General features: G+C 69.7%; 14 protein-coding genes, 1 pseudogene and 3 CRISPR repeat arrays. Of the genes and pseudogenes, 4 read left to right on the plus strand and 11 right to left on the minus strand.

Annotation, left to right across the window (positions count from 1 at the left end; all coding sequences use genetic code 11):
• Positions 1–173 precede the first annotated feature (173 nt).
• From IMZ35_RS15050 to IMZ35_RS15095, 10 genes are all read right to left on the minus strand, one after another.
• Positions 174–2,396 (minus strand): ATP-binding protein, encoded by a 2,223-nt coding sequence (locus IMZ35_RS15050; protein ID WP_199441701.1) that lies wholly within the window; start codon positions 2,394–2,396, stop codon positions 174–176.
• Positions 2,396–3,589 carry a DUF2637 domain-containing protein gene (locus IMZ35_RS15055; RefSeq protein ID WP_199441702.1) on the minus strand — a complete coding sequence of 398 codons (1,194 nt, stop codon included), beginning with the start codon at positions 3,587–3,589 and terminating at the stop codon, positions 2,396–2,398. The genes IMZ35_RS15050 and IMZ35_RS15055 overlap by 1 nt, the downstream gene beginning before the upstream one ends.
• Positions 3,586–3,843 carry a hypothetical protein gene (locus tag IMZ35_RS15060; RefSeq protein WP_199441703.1) on the minus strand — a complete coding sequence of 86 codons (258 nt, stop codon included), beginning with the start codon at positions 3,841–3,843 and terminating at the stop codon, positions 3,586–3,588. The genes IMZ35_RS15055 and IMZ35_RS15060 overlap by 4 nt, the downstream gene beginning before the upstream one ends.
• On the minus strand, positions 3,840–4,286 hold the full coding sequence (locus IMZ35_RS15065; protein WP_199441704.1) for a RapZ C-terminal domain-containing protein: 447 nt from the start codon (positions 4,284–4,286) through the stop codon (positions 3,840–3,842). The genes IMZ35_RS15060 and IMZ35_RS15065 overlap by 4 nt, the downstream gene beginning before the upstream one ends.
• 99 nt (positions 4,287–4,385) lie before the next feature.
• A complete protein-coding gene (locus tag IMZ35_RS15070; RefSeq protein WP_199441705.1) occupies positions 4,386–4,592 on the minus strand; it encodes a hypothetical protein in 207 nt (68 codons plus the stop codon).
• A 94-nt stretch (positions 4,593–4,686) separates the two neighbouring features.
• Complete coding sequence (locus tag IMZ35_RS15075; RefSeq protein WP_199441706.1) at positions 4,687–4,890, minus strand: hypothetical protein; 204 nt, start codon at positions 4,888–4,890, stop codon at positions 4,687–4,689.
• 92 nt (positions 4,891–4,982) lie between these two features.
• On the minus strand, positions 4,983–5,141 hold the full coding sequence (locus IMZ35_RS15080) for a hypothetical protein (protein ID WP_199441707.1): 159 nt from the start codon (positions 5,139–5,141) through the stop codon (positions 4,983–4,985).
• A 46-nt stretch (positions 5,142–5,187) separates the two neighbouring features.
• Positions 5,188–5,613: an RRQRL motif-containing zinc-binding protein gene (locus IMZ35_RS15085; RefSeq protein WP_199441708.1), complete on the minus strand. Its 426-nt coding sequence runs from the start codon at positions 5,611–5,613 to the stop codon at positions 5,188–5,190.
• A complete protein-coding gene (locus tag IMZ35_RS15090) occupies positions 5,613–6,140 on the minus strand; it encodes a DUF3307 domain-containing protein (RefSeq protein WP_199441709.1) in 528 nt (175 codons plus the stop codon). The genes IMZ35_RS15085 and IMZ35_RS15090 overlap by 1 nt, the downstream gene beginning before the upstream one ends.
• Positions 6,140–6,493, minus strand: coding sequence for a hypothetical protein (locus tag IMZ35_RS15095; RefSeq protein WP_199441710.1), 354 nt, complete (start codon positions 6,491–6,493; stop codon positions 6,140–6,142). Before IMZ35_RS15095 ends, IMZ35_RS15090 begins: the two co-directional genes overlap by 1 nt.
• Positions 6,494–6,613: 120 nt before the next feature.
• On the opposite strand from IMZ35_RS15095, the gene IMZ35_RS15100 reads away from it, so the two are divergent.
• Both IMZ35_RS15100 and IMZ35_RS32090 read left to right on the plus strand, forming a co-directional pair.
• Entirely contained in the window at positions 6,614–7,453 is an 840-nt protein-coding gene (locus IMZ35_RS15100) for a helix-turn-helix domain-containing protein (RefSeq protein WP_199441711.1), read from the plus strand.
• A pseudogene (locus IMZ35_RS32090) lies at positions 7,450–8,160 on the plus strand (protein phosphatase 2C domain-containing protein); the annotation flags it as partial. The gene IMZ35_RS15100 and the pseudogene IMZ35_RS32090, both read left to right, overlap by 4 nt.
• Positions 8,161–8,244: 84 nt before the next feature.
• Positions 8,245–9,554: direct repeats of the CRISPR family, unit length 28 nt; unit sequence GGACCACCCCCGCTCGCGCGGGGAAGAC.
• A 569-nt stretch (positions 9,555–10,123) separates the two neighbouring features.
• Positions 10,124–10,885: direct repeats of the CRISPR family, unit length 28 nt; unit sequence GGACCACCCCCGCTCGCGCGGGGAAGAC.
• Between the two features lie 456 nt (positions 10,886–11,341).
• Positions 11,342–12,041: direct repeats of the CRISPR family, unit length 28 nt; unit sequence GGACCACCCCCGCTCGCGCGGGGAAGAC.
• 901 nt (positions 12,042–12,942) lie between these two features.
• Here the strand turns inward: IMZ35_RS32090 and IMZ35_RS15110 are convergent.
• Positions 12,943–13,197, minus strand: a complete 255-nt coding sequence (locus IMZ35_RS15110) for a hypothetical protein (RefSeq protein WP_199441712.1) — start codon at positions 13,195–13,197, stop codon at positions 12,943–12,945.
• A 234-nt stretch (positions 13,198–13,431) separates the two neighbouring features.
• Here IMZ35_RS15110 and IMZ35_RS15115 point away from each other — a divergent pair, with 234 nt between their 5' ends.
• A complete protein-coding gene (locus tag IMZ35_RS15115; protein ID WP_199441713.1) occupies positions 13,432–14,208 on the plus strand; it encodes a PhzF family phenazine biosynthesis protein in 777 nt (258 codons plus the stop codon).
• 192 nt (positions 14,209–14,400) lie between these two features.
• Positions 14,401–17,007 (plus strand): EAL domain-containing protein, encoded by a 2,607-nt coding sequence (locus tag IMZ35_RS15120; RefSeq protein ID WP_199441714.1) that lies wholly within the window; start codon positions 14,401–14,403, stop codon positions 17,005–17,007.
• Positions 17,008–17,039: the final 32 nt, after the last annotated feature.

Below are 17,039 nucleotides of genomic sequence, written 5' to 3' on the forward strand. Positions count from 1 at the left end.
ACTGGGATCGAGTTAGGTTTTTCACCCGGCGGGTTAGGTCGCCCCGTGTGCGTGCTGATCAGGGGTTAGTTACCTGGTTGGGCGAGTTAGGTCGGCTCCGTGTAGCCCTGGTCAGGGCCGGGATACGCGGTGTTGGCGAGGTGGTGCCGACCTAACTCGGCCGCTGGTGGTGACTAGTCCTGCTCGTCCAGGTCGGCGGTGGCACGCCGAGCCAGTGCGTCACGGACGGTGACCGGATCGACGGGGTACTTGTTGCCGGTGGAGGGCACCTTGACGCCGAGCGCGGCCAACTCGTCGCGCAGGGACTTACCGGTCATCGTCTTGTAGGGGGTCCACTTGGGAGCGTGGCGCTCCAGCAGCGCGGGCAGGTCGGCGGCCTTGATCGGCTCCTGGCCCATCACGGCGTCGAGGTCTTCGAGCAGGTCCCGATCGGACTCGATCTGCGGGGCGGGGGCGTCGCTGCCGGGCAGGGTGCGCCCGGCGGTCCGGATCGCGGCGAGCGAGCGTTCGATGATGGGGGTGACCTGGTCGTTGCCCTTGGCGACGTCCAGGAAGTACGCCTGCACGATCTCCGAGCGCTCCCCGCTGAAGCCCTTGACCACCGCGGTTCCCCGGTCGGTGCCGGGGATCAGCTCGGTGGCGCGGTGCCCGGCGGCGTACGCGCCCTGCCCGAGCAGGGCGTCGTTGGCGACGTGGTCGCCCACGGCGTAGGCGATGCCGTTGGAGCAGTTGCGGGTCACGTCGCGCGGCATCGAGTCCTTCGTCGGGGCCTGTGTGGACAGGATGAGGTGGATGCCGCGCTTGCGGCCCAGCCGGACGACGTCGACCAGCAGACCGGAGATCTCCTTGCCGTAGACGGCGTGCTGGATCGCCACGTGCGCTTCTTCCAGCAGCCCGAACAGCGGGTGCAGCCCGACGCCCTTGCTGGCGTACTCCCGCGTCACCGACGGGATCTCGTACTTGACCAGCAGCTCCCCGCGACGCTGGACCTCGGCGTGCAGCTCCCGCAGGTGCTCCAGGATCTCGGCGATCTTCTCGTCCTCGGCTCCCATGACGTAGCGGGAGCACCGCGGCTTGAACGCCTCGAAGTCGAAGTTCGCGTCGGGCACCCAGATCCGCAGCTCAGCGGTGGGGTCCAGGGCGGCACCGGCCATGATGACGCGCGCCCCGGAGGACTTGCCCTGTCCGGGAATGCCACCGGAGATGGTGTTGCGCTCCATCACCGGAGCGGTGATCGGCTCACCCCGCAGGGTCCGCCCGAACGGCACCCCCTTGAACACGTCCACCGCGCCGTCGGTGAGCAGCGGATACGGCCCCGCCCCCTCGGCCAGCGCGCCCTTGTCGGCGATCCACAGGTCCAGGATTCCGGCCTCGCTGCCGGTGGTCGGCCACACCTCCTTCGCCAGCCGGTGCAGGCCGGTGGCCAGGTCGGCACGGCGGCGAGCGATCTTCTCGGCCGTCACACCGGCCGGGAGGCGCAGCACGGCGTGCGTGCCGCGCCCGTCGCGGCGGGCCGGGGTGAGGTACTGCAACGGCAACCCCTGCTTGATGTAGGCGCTGATCTGCTGGATGCGCAGCGCCTCCAGCGCACGGGCGATGGTGGTCTCGTCGATCGTGAGGTCCACGCCGCCGTCAGATGCGGTGGCCAGCCACCCCGGCGCGGTGCCCCGACGGCGGCCCTCCCGCCACGCCGCGAGCAGCACACCCAGCGGCGCGAGCATCACGAACGGGGCCCAGGCGAACGCCACGGCGGTGATGACCCACCGCACGATGTCCAGCGCGCCGCCGACCACGGCGGTGAACTGACCGGCGCCGGTGATCTGCACGACCGCGCCCAGCACCAGTACCAGCACGATCGTTCCGACCAACCCACCGACGAGGGTCTTGGCGACCCCGACGGCGAGCACGGGCAGGTCCTTGATCCGCTGGTGACGGCGCTCCACGGCGGCTTCCTTGCGGTCGGTCCAGTCCCGCAGCGCCTCGGTGTCGCCCATCGCCTCCGCCGAGCGGATCTGGCGGCGGTAGACACCCAGCGTTCCGGCGTCCCAGCCGCGGATGACCCAGGACTCCACACCCTGCACCACGCACAGCGCGGGGCCCAGGGTGGTCTTGGCGGCGGTGGCGGTGCGCTCGGACTCCCGCACGACGCGCACCACCCGCACCGGGGCCACGGCGGCAGCGCGCACGAACTTCGCCGCCCGCGCGGCGGCGATCCGCCGGTCCACCGCCGCCGACTCCTCCGGCGTCAGCAACTCACCCTCGACCACCGCCGACCGCTCCACCTCACCGGCCACGCCGGGAACGGCCGTGCTGCTGTCGACGGGGCGCAGGGGGACGACGTTGCTGGGCTGCTCGTCGGGGTCGGGGGTGCCGACGGCGGTCGTGGTGGTGCTCATCAGGCGGCCTCGCTTCTGGCGTCGTGCTTGAGGGCGTCGCGGACTTCACGGGCGGTCTCGCTGGCACCGCCGAACTGCTTGCGGATGGCGGTGGCGGCGGGCGCGGCGGGCAGCTCACCGGCGGCGATGGCGGTCCGCACCTTGATCAGCAGGTCGGCCGCCCGAGGGGACAGTTCGCCCTGAACGACCGGCGTGTCGGTGCCCGTGTCGGCGGGCTCGGCGGAGGGCTCCGCCACGGCCGGGACGATCGTCAGCGCGGGCGGCGCGGGGGTGGTCTCGGTGGTGAGGCCGGGGATGACGGCGGGCAGGATGACCCCGCCGACGATGACCAGGTCACCGGACCGCGCGGCCTTGCGGTCGGCGCTCCACCGGTGGCGGGTGATGGTGCGGGCCAGGCGGCGATCGCGGCGGGAGGAGTCGGGGCCGACGCCGTAGCGGTCGACCCACGCCTGACGCCAGGCGGTCTCGGCGTCGACGCGCCCGGAGCGGGCGGCGGCGATGGATGCGGCGGCGAAGGACAGCCGGGGGAAGCGCACGCGACGCCACAGCGCGCGGCGCAGCTGCGCGGTGTCGCGGCCTTCGGCGGCGGCGTGGTCGGCGGCCTGGCGCACGTGGTGCAGCAGCACCCCGAGCAGGCTCATGGTGGCCAGGGCGATCCCGGCGACGGGGCCGTGATCGGCGGTGCCGTGCAGCAGGTTGATACCGGCGGCGATCCCGGCGAGCACCCACATCCACGTGGGCAGCGCCCCGACCGGTAACCCCGCCTTGGTGCGGCGGTGGGCCTCGAACGCGCACACCCACGCCCCGGCTTCCACGGCCAGCGGGAACAGCCACGACGTCGTGGCGGGCAGCGCGAGGGTGGTCTCGGCGAAGGAGCGCTGTGCCTGCCACGCCAGGGTGATCGGGGAGACGATGACGGTGGCCCACAGCACGGAGAGCAGCCACTCGGGCAGCCTGGCAGCCCACCGGGCGCGGGTGGCGGCGCGGCGCTGGCGGGTGGCCTGCTTGTCGGCCTGCTCGCGCTGCTGGCGTCGCTCGGACAGCTCGGCGGCGGCGTGGGCGCGGGCCTGCTGGACCTGCACCATCGCCAGCGCGGTTTCAGCGCGGGTGCGCTCGGCGTCGGCGCGCTGCTGCTCGGCCTGAGCGGCGGCGGCGGTGCGCTCGGCGCGGCGGTCGTAGAACGTCGTGGTCACCGGAAACCTCCTCGGTAGGCGTGAGCGGTGCGCAGGGAACGCGGAAGCCGTGGGGCGGGGCGGCGGGTGAGCAGATAGGCCACGGCCAGCGCCGGGATCGCGTAGGCGACGGCGACGGCGGCGGGGTGGTCGATCTGTGTGGTGACGGCCCACTGCACGAGGGCGACGGCGGTGGCGGTGAGCAGCACTTTCCACAGCAGGACCACGGTGGTGACTCCCAGACCGAGCAGGAGCAGGAGCAGGGTGGTTTTCATCGGGGGTGCCCTTCCTGCTGGGTGGGGGCGGTGTCGTCGGTGTCGTGCAGGACGCGGGGCAGGTGGATGTGCAGGTGGTGGACCTGGGCGGGGATGCCGTCTGCGAGCAGTTCGGAAGTGAGGAGTTCGGCGAGGGCGGCGGAGCGGTGGCGTCCGCCGGCGCAGCCGATGGCGATGGTCAGCGGCTTGTGAGCGGGGTAGCCGTCGGTGAAGATGCGCAGGGCCAGCAGGGTGGCGAGGCTGCCGGGGGTGGCGATTACGGCGTCTTGCACGGCGGGGTCGCGGCCGTCGGAGTCGAGCAGTCCGGTGTCGCGGACGCGGGCGGGGTCGGACAGGTAGCGGCGCACGTCGAGCACCAGTTCCGCTGCTGGTGGGGTGGAGTGCAGGTAGCCGAAGGAGAGGACCCGGACAGGGGTCGGTGAAGCTGGGACGATGTGGTGCACGGGGTGCTCCTGACTGGTCGGTGTGACGCTGCGGGGTGGTGAGAGCCCGGATCGGCGGGTGTGTCGTGGTGGCGGACGGCCCGCCGATCCGGGGCGGTGTCAGCGGCGGCGGGGGTCGCTGAGGTCCTTGAGGCCGCGGTAGTCGAGGGGGTAGCCATCGGCTCCCCGTCCGCGGCGCTGGGACTCCTTGACGAGCTGCTCGGCGGTGTCGTGCTCGCCCAGGGCGCGGTAGTCGTTGATTTGCTGGCGAAGGTGGCGGGCGTCAGCGTGGAAGTCGCGTTCGGCGGCCTTGTTCTTGAACTGCACGGGTGCTCCTGCGGTCTGGTGAACCGGAGTGGTGGCGGAGTGCGGGCGGCCGGTCGTGAAGGCGGGGCCAGGTGCCCACCGCCCGCTGTGCGGGTCAGGTGTCGCGCCAGATCTGGCAGAGGTTCCGGCCGCAAGTGCGGCCGTCGGCCATGCGGCCGGTGGCCACGGCCTTACCGCAGGGCTTGCCGCCCTTGCCGGTGGGAGCGGGGCAGCAGGCGCGGGACTGGGTGAGGCTGCCGACGGCCTTGCCGCCGACCCACTTGGCCGCCTTGAACGCGGCACTGGACGTGCTGGACACTGGGTGTGCTCCTTCGGTCTGGTGATCGTTGGGGTTGTGAGAGCCGGACCGGCGGTGTGTCTGTGGCGGACTGGCCGCCGGTCCGGGCACAGCTAGGCGGCGGCGCGGCGGCCCTGCTGGACGTGGCACTCGGCGCGGAAGGTGCCGCAGTGCACGCGCTGGCCCTGGGCGGGCCTGATCTCGGCGAGCACGGTCGGCTGCCCGCAGGTGGGGCAGGGGCGCTTGGTGCCGTCGGGGTTGGGGATGCGCACGGCTGATCTCCTTACTGGTGTGCGGATTCGGTGGTGTGCCTGGTGCTCAGGCGGCGTGCTGTGCGATGTCGTCGGCCTCGAAGCACGGCCAGCACTGCCGGGTGCTGGTGGGCACGACGTAGCCGACGTCGCGGCCGCAGCTGTGGCAGATGCGGCGGGCGAGGTTGGCCTTGGCCAGGGCGGTCCAGCGGGCCGGGGTCATCGGCCGCACGGGCTTGGCCAGGTCGATGCGGTAGAGGTTGGCCTTGACCTGGTGCTTGGAGGCGTTGTGGCGGAAGTACAGGACCGCCACCGGGTCCTGACCACCGGGACGCAGTCCCCGCCGGCGCAACTGCCGGTAGGTGGCCAGCCGGGCGCGGTCGGCGGTGCCCCACGACAGCAGCGGCACCCCCTCGCACGTGCCCCGGATGTACTGCGTGTCCGGCGACCACGGCACTGCGGAGAGCACCCACGGGTGCTGGCGGCGGCCCATCACGACACCACGGCGGTCAGCAGCGCCGCGACGAGCAGCCACAGCCAGTGCCAGGACTGGTCCAACGCATACGCCCCGGTGCCCAAGCTCGGGTTGTCCCACGACACCTCCGCACCGGAGGCGTCCGCGCGGTACAACCGGACCTTGGTGTCGGTGTCGGTCAGCGCGATGACCTCGCGGGGCGCTCCCAGGGCGTAGAACTCGGCCTTGCCCACCAGCGCGGCCAGCTTCGCCAGGGTGGTGCGGCGGTCGGCCCAGTAGTGCGTCACCGCGGAGACCACCTGACCGGCGAGGAACCCGGCGGGGGAGATGGTTAGGTCCAGCACCGCCCACAGCAGCGCGACGGCCGCGGCTGTGACGGCGGTGTAGACCGCTACGTGCGACGCACACGCCACACGACCCGCCCGACCGGGACGGCCCTTGGCCGCGGCCTGGTGACCGGTCTGCCCCCAGTGATCAGCCACGGTGTGCGCCACCAGCAGACCGGGCAGGACAACGGCGAAGGTGACAGCGGCGGTCAGACTCATCACGCCACCCGACCCACGCCGGAACGAGCAGCAGCGGCGCGAGCGGCCTCACGACGCGCCTTGCGACCGACACGCTTGACCTTGCCGAACACCGGCGCGGGAATCGTCGCCTCTAGCGGCAGCACCGGAACCTCGGCCTCACGCTGCGCCTGAACCAGGCTCACGCCGTACCGCGCGGTGATCCCAGCCAGGGCGCGGCCAGCGATGCGGCGGTTGCGGCGCTCCAGTGCCGTGCCGTCCAGCAGCGCCGACGTCGGCGCTGCCGACTGCGCAATCTCCACCGACACCTGTGCATCCAGTAGACGCAAGATGGTCGAAGTCAGACCGTCTGGGGAGTAGCTAGTGGCGTCCACGAGGAACCTTTCGTGTAGGGGGCCTAAACTCCGCCTCTGCAGCAACCCCCTCTGTTGAGGGGGGCTAAACAGAAGCTAGAGCTAGGAGCGTCACGTGTCAAGGGGGCCTAAACTAGAGGCATGGCATCGCCCCCGTTCGACGAGTTCGAGTCCGTCCGGTCAGACCCCGACCCGATCAAGCGAGGTCAGCGGGCAAGTGAGTTGATCACCATCTACCAGCAGCGGTCAGTAGAGCTGGCAAGACTGCGCAAGGCGGCAATCGAGGAGGCGCGCCGATCAAGCAACATGAGCTACACCGAAATTGCTGCTGCCCTCGGTATTACAAAGGGGCGAGTTACGCAGATTCGTAGCACTGCGCCACGCCCTGAACGAGCGTTCTTCGGAGTCGGCCCACTAGAAATTGCACTGCCTGGCCGTATCATTCGCGAGCGAGAGGATGTGGTAATCGCCTCCGAGGATGACGCTACGGGTGCTTACTTGACCGTAGAACTGGAAAAATTGGCGTTTTCTGTAGCTGACCGCGTTTTGATCGACCCGCGCGAGGAGTGGGAGCCAAAGGGTGACGCCGTTGTGGTGTGTGGTCCGGCTTCTGCACACATAGGACACAAACTTATGGGGGAAGATCCGTTCCTGACGATGACCCTAGGCGATAATGCTCAGTGGTACATCGTTGATCGGATCACCGGAGGGCGGTACTTGTCGCCGATGGACGATGTGAATCCTATCCGAGCCGACCACGCCTATATTGCACGTCGCAAGTTGGGCAATCATGTAATTGTACATATCGCGGGTCTTCACGCGCTGGGCTCTGTTGGGGCAGCGCACTACTTAATTACAGCGCTTCCCGAGTTGTTCGCAGAGTTTGGGGATTCGGAATTCAGTATGGCCGTAACGGGCGAATTTGAAGGCCTCGCTCCGAAGAAAATCAGCGTCCTTGCTCCAGTGAGAGTGTGGTCATGAGGCAATTTTACGGCAGTGTTCTCCCTGGTGGGTCAGGTATCGGGCAGGATCGTTGGCTGAGTACGCTCAACTCGGTAGCAGTTCTAGATGGAGCTTCTAGCTTTAGTCCTAGTACCGCGACCGCAAGTGATTACGTAGATTTACTTGCTTCTGCACTCAGAAGAAGACTCGATGACTTAAATGTCGACCTTCCTGAGTTGCTTGCTGAAAGCATCCGGGAAGTAGTCGGAAGGCTGGATGTTCCCGCTCATATTGGCCCATCGTCTACTGTTCTCATCGCGCGTAAGCGCGCCAGTGTTTTGGAAGTGCTGGCGTTAGGGGACAGCACTGCGCTGATCGCCACCAAAAAGGGTGAAATTCACCGGGTGACAGACGCGCGCCTAGGTGGGGTGGCCCATGACATGCGTCGTACCTATCGCGAGCGGTTGCAGAGCGGTAGCGGCTATGACGAGGAGCATAAGTTTCTAATGAGTAAGCTGCAAGAAGTGGAAGTTCAATACAGGAACGTGCCGAATGGTTATTGGATTGCTGAGTCTGAACCGCGAGCGGCGGGTGAAGCCGTAAGTCGTCAATTTCCGTGTAATCTGATTGAATGGTGCGTGCTTGCGACTGACGGTGCGCAAAGAATTGTAGACCACCTTGAAATCGGTTGGGAAAGGGTTGCCAATTTGCCCAAGGGAGACTTGGACGGGTTTCTTCAACGGCTGCATGACTGGGAGGAGACAGAAGATAGGAATGGCGTACTCCTGCCTCGGGCAAAACGTCATGACGATAAGACTATAGTAATTTGGCGATGACCCCCGCTTGTGCGGGGAAGACGTTCCGACCCACCACACCACGGCGACGGGCCGGGGTCCACCCCCGCTCGCGCGGGGAAGACCGCGGATGGATGTTCTCCCCACCCGCCTCCCACGGACCACCCCCGCTCGCGCAGGGAAGACAAGCCGATCTCGATAGTCGGGCACAGCGTCGGGGGACCACCTCCGCTCGCGCGGGGAAGACGACACCGTCGGCGACTGGTACTCGGCGGACATGGGACCACCCCCGCTCGCGCGGGGAAGACATCGAGCACGTCGACCAGGGCCGCGCGCTGGTGGGACCACCCCCGCTCGCGCGGGGAAGACAAGCAGACCACCGAGATGGCGTGGCAGAACAAGGGACCACCCCCGCTCGCGCGGGGAAGACACGGTTGCTGGCTCCCTGGGCGACGCGCTCCGGGGACCACCCCCGCTCGCGCGGGGAAGACCGGCTGCGCCTCCTGGTCGCTGACGCCGCCTGGGGACCACCCCCGCTCGCGCGGGGAGACCGCCGCGACCAACGAGACCCAGACGGACAACACCGGACCACCCCCGCTCGCGCGGGGAAGACCTGCTGCGCGGCGAGGTCGACCTGATCACCAATGGACCACCCCCGCTCGCGCGGGGAAGACAACGACGAGTTCAGCAAGAACGCCCGCGACCGGGGACCACCCCCGCTCGCGCGGGGAAGATTCCGGGTCACCAACAGCGCGGGCACCGACAAGGGGACCACCCCCGCTCGCGCGGGGAAGATCGTCGGCATCAGCTCCACCAGGCACGCGTGCGCGGACCACCCCCGCTCGCGCGGGGAAGATCGGGACAGCATCGACCACAGGCCGCTCGCGCTGGGACCACCCCCGCTCGCGCGGGGAAGATCCCGGCCGACAGACCGTGCCGGTGATCGGTGCGGGACCACCCCCGCTCGCGCGGGGAAGATACGTTCCAGTCGCTGTTGACCGCGCACCCGACGGGACCACCCCCGCTCGCGCGGGGAAGATAACACGGCGGGCGCGCAGGGCGTCGTCGACGCGGGACCACCCCCGCTCGCGCGGGGAAGATGGGACGAACGACAGCCGGGTGGCCGTCGAGGACGGACCACCCCCGCTCGCGCGGGGAAGATCTCGATGGCGGCGGCGCGCTCGGCGTCCAGGAGGGACCACCCCCGCTCGCGCGGGGAAGATTCCAGGTCGACGTCGCCGAGGTCGGGCTCCGGGGGACCACCCCCGCTCGCGCGGGGAAGATCGGGGGTCGATCAACGGATCGTTCTGCATCCGCGGACCACCCCCGCTCGCGCGGGGAAGATACTTCTTGACCTGGTGCTTTGTGTCGGGCAGCGGGCTTTCAGCATGGGTTTTGCGGGGTGGAGTGTAACCGTGGGGCTGCTGTAGTGGCTCTAGAAGGGTTGGCCTGCAGTTGCGGAGTCTGGCGTCCTCATGCAGGGATTGGTTCATCCTTGGCCCTCTTCGAGGGCGTCCTTCTCTGGGATCGGTAACTGCGGTAACTGCGGTAACCTCGCAGGTCGGAGGGTTACCGATCTGGTTGCGGTTACCGATGGCGCGGTTACCGGTAACCCGGCTTGCGGTAACCGGTTACCGCTGCGGTAACCGCCTGACCTGCACGGTTACCGCAGTTACCGCAGTTACCGATCCCAGAAGGACAGGGCCGCTCATGCGGAGATTGGTCTGCTTGCGGCTGGTGGGGGAGGCGGGCTGGAGCGGTGCTGCTGACTAGACGATGATCATGTTGACAGGCCGGGGAGCCCCCGCTCGCGTGGGGAAGACGCCACAGCTGCCTTCGTCAGCAGCGCCGCTTCCGGACCCCCGCTCGCGTGGGGAAGACATCGGCCTGCTGATGCGCAAGGCCCAGGAGGACGGACCACCCCCCGCTCGCGCGGGGAAGACCCCGAGCCGCCGAGCGTCCCGTTGACGGTGAGGGGACCACCCCCGCTCGCGCGGGGAAGACACCTGGTTCCACCACCCACCTATCAGCAGGAGAGGACCACCCCCGCTCGCGCGGGGAAGACACGTGGTCATGCGCATAGTGTGGCTGCGAACTAGGACCACCCCCACTCGCGCGGGGAAGACCACCAGAACCTCATCCCGGCCACCCGTGACGCCGGATCACCCCCGCTCGCGCGGGGAAGACGTCCACAAGGGCCGCCGGTCGGACACGATCGCGGGACCACCCCCGCTCGCGCGGGGAAGACAAGTAGTGCAGCGCTCCGGAGATCATCCGGAACGGACCACCCCCGCTCGCGCGGGGAAGACTCCTCGACGAGTTGGGCGAACCTTGAAACGAGGGGACCACCCCCGCTCGCGCGGGGAAGACACGTCCGCGACGGACAGGCCGTGACGGGCGTACGGACCACCCCCGCTCGCGCGGGGAAGACGCTTTGTCTTACAACAAGCGTTACAGGGGTTCGGGACCACCCCCGCTCGCGCGGGGAAGACGGTCCGCCGGTCCGGGCGGGTGGTGACGGGCTACGGACCACCCCCGCTCGCGCGGGGAAGACCCCGTCTCGTCCTGCAACGCGAAGTTGATCGGGGGACCACCCCCGCTCGCGCGGGGAAGACCACCGGAACGGATAGGCCGCGGAGTAGTAGAGCGGACCACCCCCGCTCGCGCGGGGAAGACACTTCTTGACCTGGTCCTTTATGTCGATCAGCGGGTTTTAGCATGGGTTTGTGCGAGGTGAAGTGTAACCGTGGGGCTGCCGCAGTAGCTCCAGAAGGGTTGGCCGGCAGTTGCAGAGGCTGGCGTCTTCACGCAGGGATTGGTTCATCGTCGGTCGCGGGTGGGGGCGTCCTTCTCTGGGATCGGTAACTGCGGTAACTGCGGTAACCTTGCAGGTCAGAGGGTTACCGATCTGGTTGCGGTTACCGATGGCGCGGTTACCGGTAACCCGGCTTGCGGTAACCGGTTACCGCTGCGGTAACCGTCTGACCTGCGCGGTTACCGCAGTTACCGATCCCAGAAGGGCAGGGTGGCCCGCCCCGGCTCATACGGTGATTGGTCTGCTCGCGGTTGGCGGGCGAGTGCAGGCTGGAGCGGGGAAGACTCGGCGAGGTCGGCGGTCTTCTCGGGCTGGCGCGGACCACCCCCGCTCGCGCGGGGAAGACTCGATCGCGTCCCAGAGTTCAGCCGCTGACGTGGGACCACCCCCGCTCGCGCGGGGAAGACGCACCGCCCGCCTGGTTTACCCCCGCACCGCCGGGACCACCCCCGCTCGCGCGGGGAAGACCCGTAGAGCGTCGGCAGGGGTGCGGGGCCGCGGGGACCACCCCCGCTCGCGCGGGGAAGACCATGGTGAGGACCGTCTCGCCGCCGATCTCCTGGGACCATCCCCGCTCGCGCGGGGAAGACGCGCCGATCTGCTGGAACGTCAGCATCTTCGACGGACCACCCCCGCTCGCGCGGGGAAGACAGCGCTGGCCGCAGGTCGCGAGCGAGCGGGTTGGGACCACCCCCGCTCGCGCGGGGAAGACCCGACCTGGCACGAGACCGGCGCGTGCAGGCTGTGGACCACCCCCGCTCGCGCGGGGAAGACGTCGACGTCGACCAGGACGCCGCCGAGCGCGAGGGACCACCCCCGCTCGCGCGGGGAAGACGTCCAAGCGCAGAACCGCGCCGATGCTGCCCGCGGACCACCCCCGCTCGCGCGGGGAAGACTCTTCTCAACACCGGGCTTGTCGAGGAGTCGCGGGACCACCCCCGCTCGCGCGGGGAAGACAAGGTCTCCCGCGAGGAGGTGCTGGCCTGGGCGGGACCACCCCCGCTCGCGCGGGGAAGACACTTCTTGACCTGGTGCTTTGTGTCGGGCAGCGGGCTTTCAGCATGGGTTTGTGCGGGGTGCAGTGTAACCCCGTGGGGCTGCTGTAGTGGCTCTAGAAGGGTTGGCCTGCAGTTGCGGAGTCTGACGTCCTCATGCAGGGATTGGTTCATCCTTGGCCCCCTTCGAGGGCGTCCTTCTCTGGGATCGGTAACTGCGGTAACTGCGGTAACCTTGCAGGTCGGAGGGTTACCGATCTGGTTGCGGTTACCGATGGTGCGGTTACCGGTAACCCGGCTTGCGGTAACCGGTTACCGCTGCGGTAACCGTCTGACCTGCGCGGTTACCGCAGTTACCGCAGTTACCGATCCCAGAAGGACAGGGCGCCCCGCCCCGGCTCATACGGTGATTGGTCTACTCACGGCTGGTGGGGGAGTGCGAGCTGGAGCAGTGCTGCTGCCGCTCGAACGCCGCTCCGCTGAGACGGCGAGTGCCGCTCGCGCGGGTTCCGCTGACGAACGTGCGTAGACGGACCGTCGGAAGCAGGTTGATGAGCTGTGACGCCCTTCGGTGCGAAGGGCGGCCAGACCGCACGACGAGCAGGAGTGGCAGTGCAGAACGGGCGCTGTGCCGAATACGTACCGAAGTTGGCTGATCGAAGCCTATTTGCCCAGCTCAGAGGTGGTACCGTGGGCACACTGTAAATCCGTCGGCTTACGCCTACGTAGGTTCGAATCCTACACCCGCCACGCACGTCAAAGGCCCCGTGACCTGTGAGAACAGGTCACGGGGCCTTTCTCGTCGCACGGCGTCGGCCGGTTCCTCGTGGCGCGAGGAGGCCGACGCGCAAGAGCTTCCTCTCCCCTGCGTGTCGGCCTCCGGCCCAGCATAACCCACCTCGAACACGTGTTCGAGGGTCTGCGTCACACCGCGGCGAGGACCGCTCTGCCCTCGTCGGTCATCTCCGCGCGCACCCACGAGCCCCACCCGGTGGGGCCGCTCGGGCGCACCAGTCCGGCCCGCACGAGCTCGTGCGTCGTGAGCTGGTCGCAGCACGGCAGGCCGTCGACGTACAGGTCCGGCTCACGACCACCGCAGAACTCGGCACGTCCCGCTGCGACCGCGCGCAGCATCGAACGTGCTCGGCCGGTCAGCTCTGGCGTCTTCGTCGTGGTCATGTCCGTCCTCTCCGCGAGACCTCGCTCCCCACTGGATCAGGAGGGCGTCCCCGTGCCGCAAGTACCCGCCGATCGGGTGCTTCACGCGCACAAGTGAGATCGAATTCACGCCGGCAGCCGTTTCACCAGGGCTGATCGGTGTATTTCACCCGACCGGATGGATCGGAGGACGTTGCGCCGAACGGCCCGTCGTCGGCCGGTGGGGCGCCGCTGCTGACCGTAGGATCGTCGAGCGTGGAGATCTTCGTGGTCGACGCGTTCACCGATCGCCCCTTCGCGGGCAACCCCGCCGGCGTCGTGCTGCTGACCGAGCAGCGGGACTCCGGCTGGATGCAGGCCGTCGCGGCCGAGATGAAGCACGCCGAGACGGCCTTCTGCGACCTCACCTCGCCGGGCGCCGATCCGGTGCCGCTGCGCTGGTTCACCCCGGCCGCCGAGGTCGACCTGTGCGGCCACGCCACGCTCGCGACCGCGCACGTGCTGGGCGGTGACCGCCGGTTCCGCACCCGCAGCGGCGTGCTGACGTGCGAGGCGGGCGAGGACGGCGTGATCCGGATGGACTTCCCGGCCGATCCCACGAGTCCCGCCCCGCCGCCGCCCGGCCTCGCCGAGGCGCTCCAGGGCGTCGAGATCGAGTCGGTCGAGCGGGGCGTGTCGGACTTCCTGGTCGCCGTGACGTCGGCCGCGGACGTCCGGGCGCTGCGACCGGACCTCGCGCGGCTGGCCGAGATCGGGGCCCGCGGCGTGATCGTCACCGCGCCCGGCGACCGCGACGGGATCGACGTCGTCAGCCGCTGCTTCTACCCGCGCGTCGGGGTGCCGGAGGACCCGGTGACCGGATCGGCGCACTGCACGCTCGCCACCTGGTGGGCGCCGCGGCTGGGGAGGAACGAGCTGCTGGCCGAGCAGGCGTCGCCCCGCGGCGGCCTCGTGCGCGCGGTGCTGCGTGCGGACCGTGTCCAGCTCGCCGGAAGCGCGGTCACGGTGCTCCGGGGGCAGCTCACGGTGTGACCCCGTTCGGTCCAACGCAGATCACGCCACGTGGTAGCGGCCTCATCTACCTGCCAATTCATCGCCCATCCGGGGTACATTGAGCATCAGGAGGGGTCTCGGTCACAGTACGAGGCCCCTCAGTCACGCCACGAGTTCGGACCACCGCCGGACCGGGTTCCGGTTCACGGCGCAGGCTGACGAGGAGGCTGGATGTCCGACCCCGCGTCGAACTCGGCGACCGCACCACGGGGCGGACTCACCCGGTCGACCAACCGAGGCTTCAGCGTCTTCGCCGTGGCACTCCTCGCGGTGGGCGTGCTGTCCGCGGTCGCCGTCGGGTCCTGGCTGCCCGACCGCGGCGGCCACAGCCTGCTGTGGGCGGGCCCGCTCCTGGTCGTCGGCTTCCTGCTCGCCGAGCAGCTCGCGATCAACGTGGACGTCCGCAGCGGTGTCGCCTGGACCATCTCGTTCACCGAGATCCCGCTCGTGCTCGGACTGCTCGTCGCGCCCTTCGAGGTCGTGCTCGCCGCCCACGTCGTGGCCGGTGTCGGCACCCTGCTGGGTCGCCGCATCCTCGACCGCGCGATCTACAACGCCGGCCTGATGTTCGTCGAGATCTCCGTCGCGTTCGCCGTGGCCGAGGGCGTGAACCGCGCGTTCGGCAGCTCCGGCCCGCCGTGGGCCGGCGCGTTCGTCGGCACGATCGCGGTGCCGCTCGTCGCCATCGTCCTCGGTCTCACCGCGTTGCAGCTCATGGGCAAGTCGATGCGCGTCGGCAACGGCGTCCGGCTCGTCCTGCAGACCCTCGTCGTCGCGCTGCTCAACACCGCCGCCGGACTCGTGGCCTACGAGATCGCCACGACCACGCCGTGGGGCGGCGTCCTGATCGTGCTGGTCTTCGCCGGCATCTCCGCCACGTACCTCGCCTACTCCGGGCTGCTGCGCGAGCAGCGGGACCTCGAAGCGCTCAGCGAGGTCAGCCTGCGCGTGGCCCGCTCGGGGCAGCGCGCCACCGGACCCCGCGACCCGGCCGACGACGCGGACGACGTCGAGAACAACGACGAGTGGCAGCTCATCGCCGACCGCATCCGCGAGCAGCTCAACGCCGACCGCGTGGTGCTGCGGCTGCGCACCGACCCGCAGGCGTCCATGCAGACGCTCGTGTCCGGTGAGCCGCTGCCCGAGGCGATGCGCCGCGCCGACTCCCGGTCCTCGCGCGAGGACCCGATGCTCCAGCTGCCCGGCTCCCACGTGCGCTACTTCCGCCTCGCCGACGCCTCGGAGGACGTCGTCGACGCGCTCGTGCGCCGCGACGCCCGCGAGGCGCTCGTCGTGCCGCTGCGCGGCGCGAACCAGCTCCTCGGCGCGGTCGAGGCGCACGACCGGCTCAGCCGCTGGCGCGGGTTCGGCAAGGCCGACATCCAGCTCCTGCGCACGCTCGCGAGCCACCTCGCCACCGCCGTGGACAACCGCCGCCTGCTCGCCCGGCTGCGCCACGACGCCTACCACGACCCGCTGACCGGCCTGCTCAACCGGCCCGGCTTCCGCGAGGCCGTCGCCGAACCGCTGCGCCAGACGCCCGCGTCGGTCGTGCTGCGCGTCGACCTCGACGTGCTGTCCACCGTCTCCGACGCGCTCGGCCAGGCGTGGGGCAACCGGATGGTCGTGGCCGCCGGACGGCGCATGCGCGACTCCCTGGGCCCGGACGTGCCGCTCGCGCGGCTGGAGGGCGGCTCGTTCGCCGTGTTCCTCGCCGGGGCCAAGGCGGAGCACGCCCACGAGATCGCCGAGCGGCTGCGCGCCGGGTTGTCCGTGCCGTACCCGGTGGACCGGCTCACCGTCGAGGCCACCGCCATCGTCGGCTACGTCGCGAAGTCCGTGTGCGAGGTCGACGAGCCCGACGTGGACGCGATGCTCCAGCGCGCCGACGTCGCCGTGCGGGCCACCAGCGAGGCCGAGCCGGTGCGCTCCTACGCGCCGAGCATGGGCCAGATCTTCCTGCGCCGCTTCCAGCTCGTGACGCAGTTCCGGCACGCGCTGGAGGGCGGCCAGATCTCGGTGCACTACCAGCCGAAGGTGGCGCTGCCCAGCCGTCAGGTCGTCGGCGCGGAGGCGCTCGTGCGCTGGAAGCACCCCGAGTTCGGCCGGGTCGACCCCGACGAGTTCGTGCCGGCCGTCGAGGCCACCGGGCTCGTCGACGTGCTCACCGACTTCGTCATGGACCGCGCCCTGGAGCGCGTCCGGATGTGGCTGGACCGCGGCCTGCGGATGTCCATCGCGGTCAACCTGTCCGTGCGCACGCTCGCCGACGAGCAGTTCCCCGACCGCGTGGCCGTGGCGCTGGAGCACCACGACGTGCCGCCGGGGCTGCTCACCTTCGAGCTCACCGAGTCGGGCGTCATGGCCGACCCCGAGCGGGCGCTGCCGGTGCTGCGCAGGCTGCACGCGCTGGGCGTCGTGCTCGCCGTCGACGACTTCGGCACCGGCTACTCCTCTCTCGCCTACCTGCGCCAGCTCCCGGTGGACGAGGTGAAGATCGACAAGAGCTTCGTGCTCGGCATGGGCACCGACCTCGGCGACATGGCCGTCGTGCGGTCCATCGTCGAGCTCGGCCACTCGCTCGGCCTGGTCGTCGTCGCCGAGGGCGTCGAGGACGACGCCGCGCGCGACCAGCTCGTCGCGATGGGCTGCGACATCGCCCAGGGCTACCTGATCTCCCGGCCGCTGTCGGAGGAGCGCTTCGAGGCCTGGCTGCGCGCGCGAACGGTGCAGGTCAGGGGCGCGCGGGATGAGACGGTGCTCACTCTGGTGCACTGACGCGACCCCCCGATTTCACAACTCGCGGGGTG

Origin of the sequence: Umezawaea beigongshangensis (assembly GCF_016464305.1) — a bacterium.
In the GTDB taxonomy this organism is placed as follows: domain Bacteria; phylum Actinomycetota; class Actinomycetes; order Mycobacteriales; family Pseudonocardiaceae; genus Umezawaea_A; species Umezawaea_A beigongshangensis.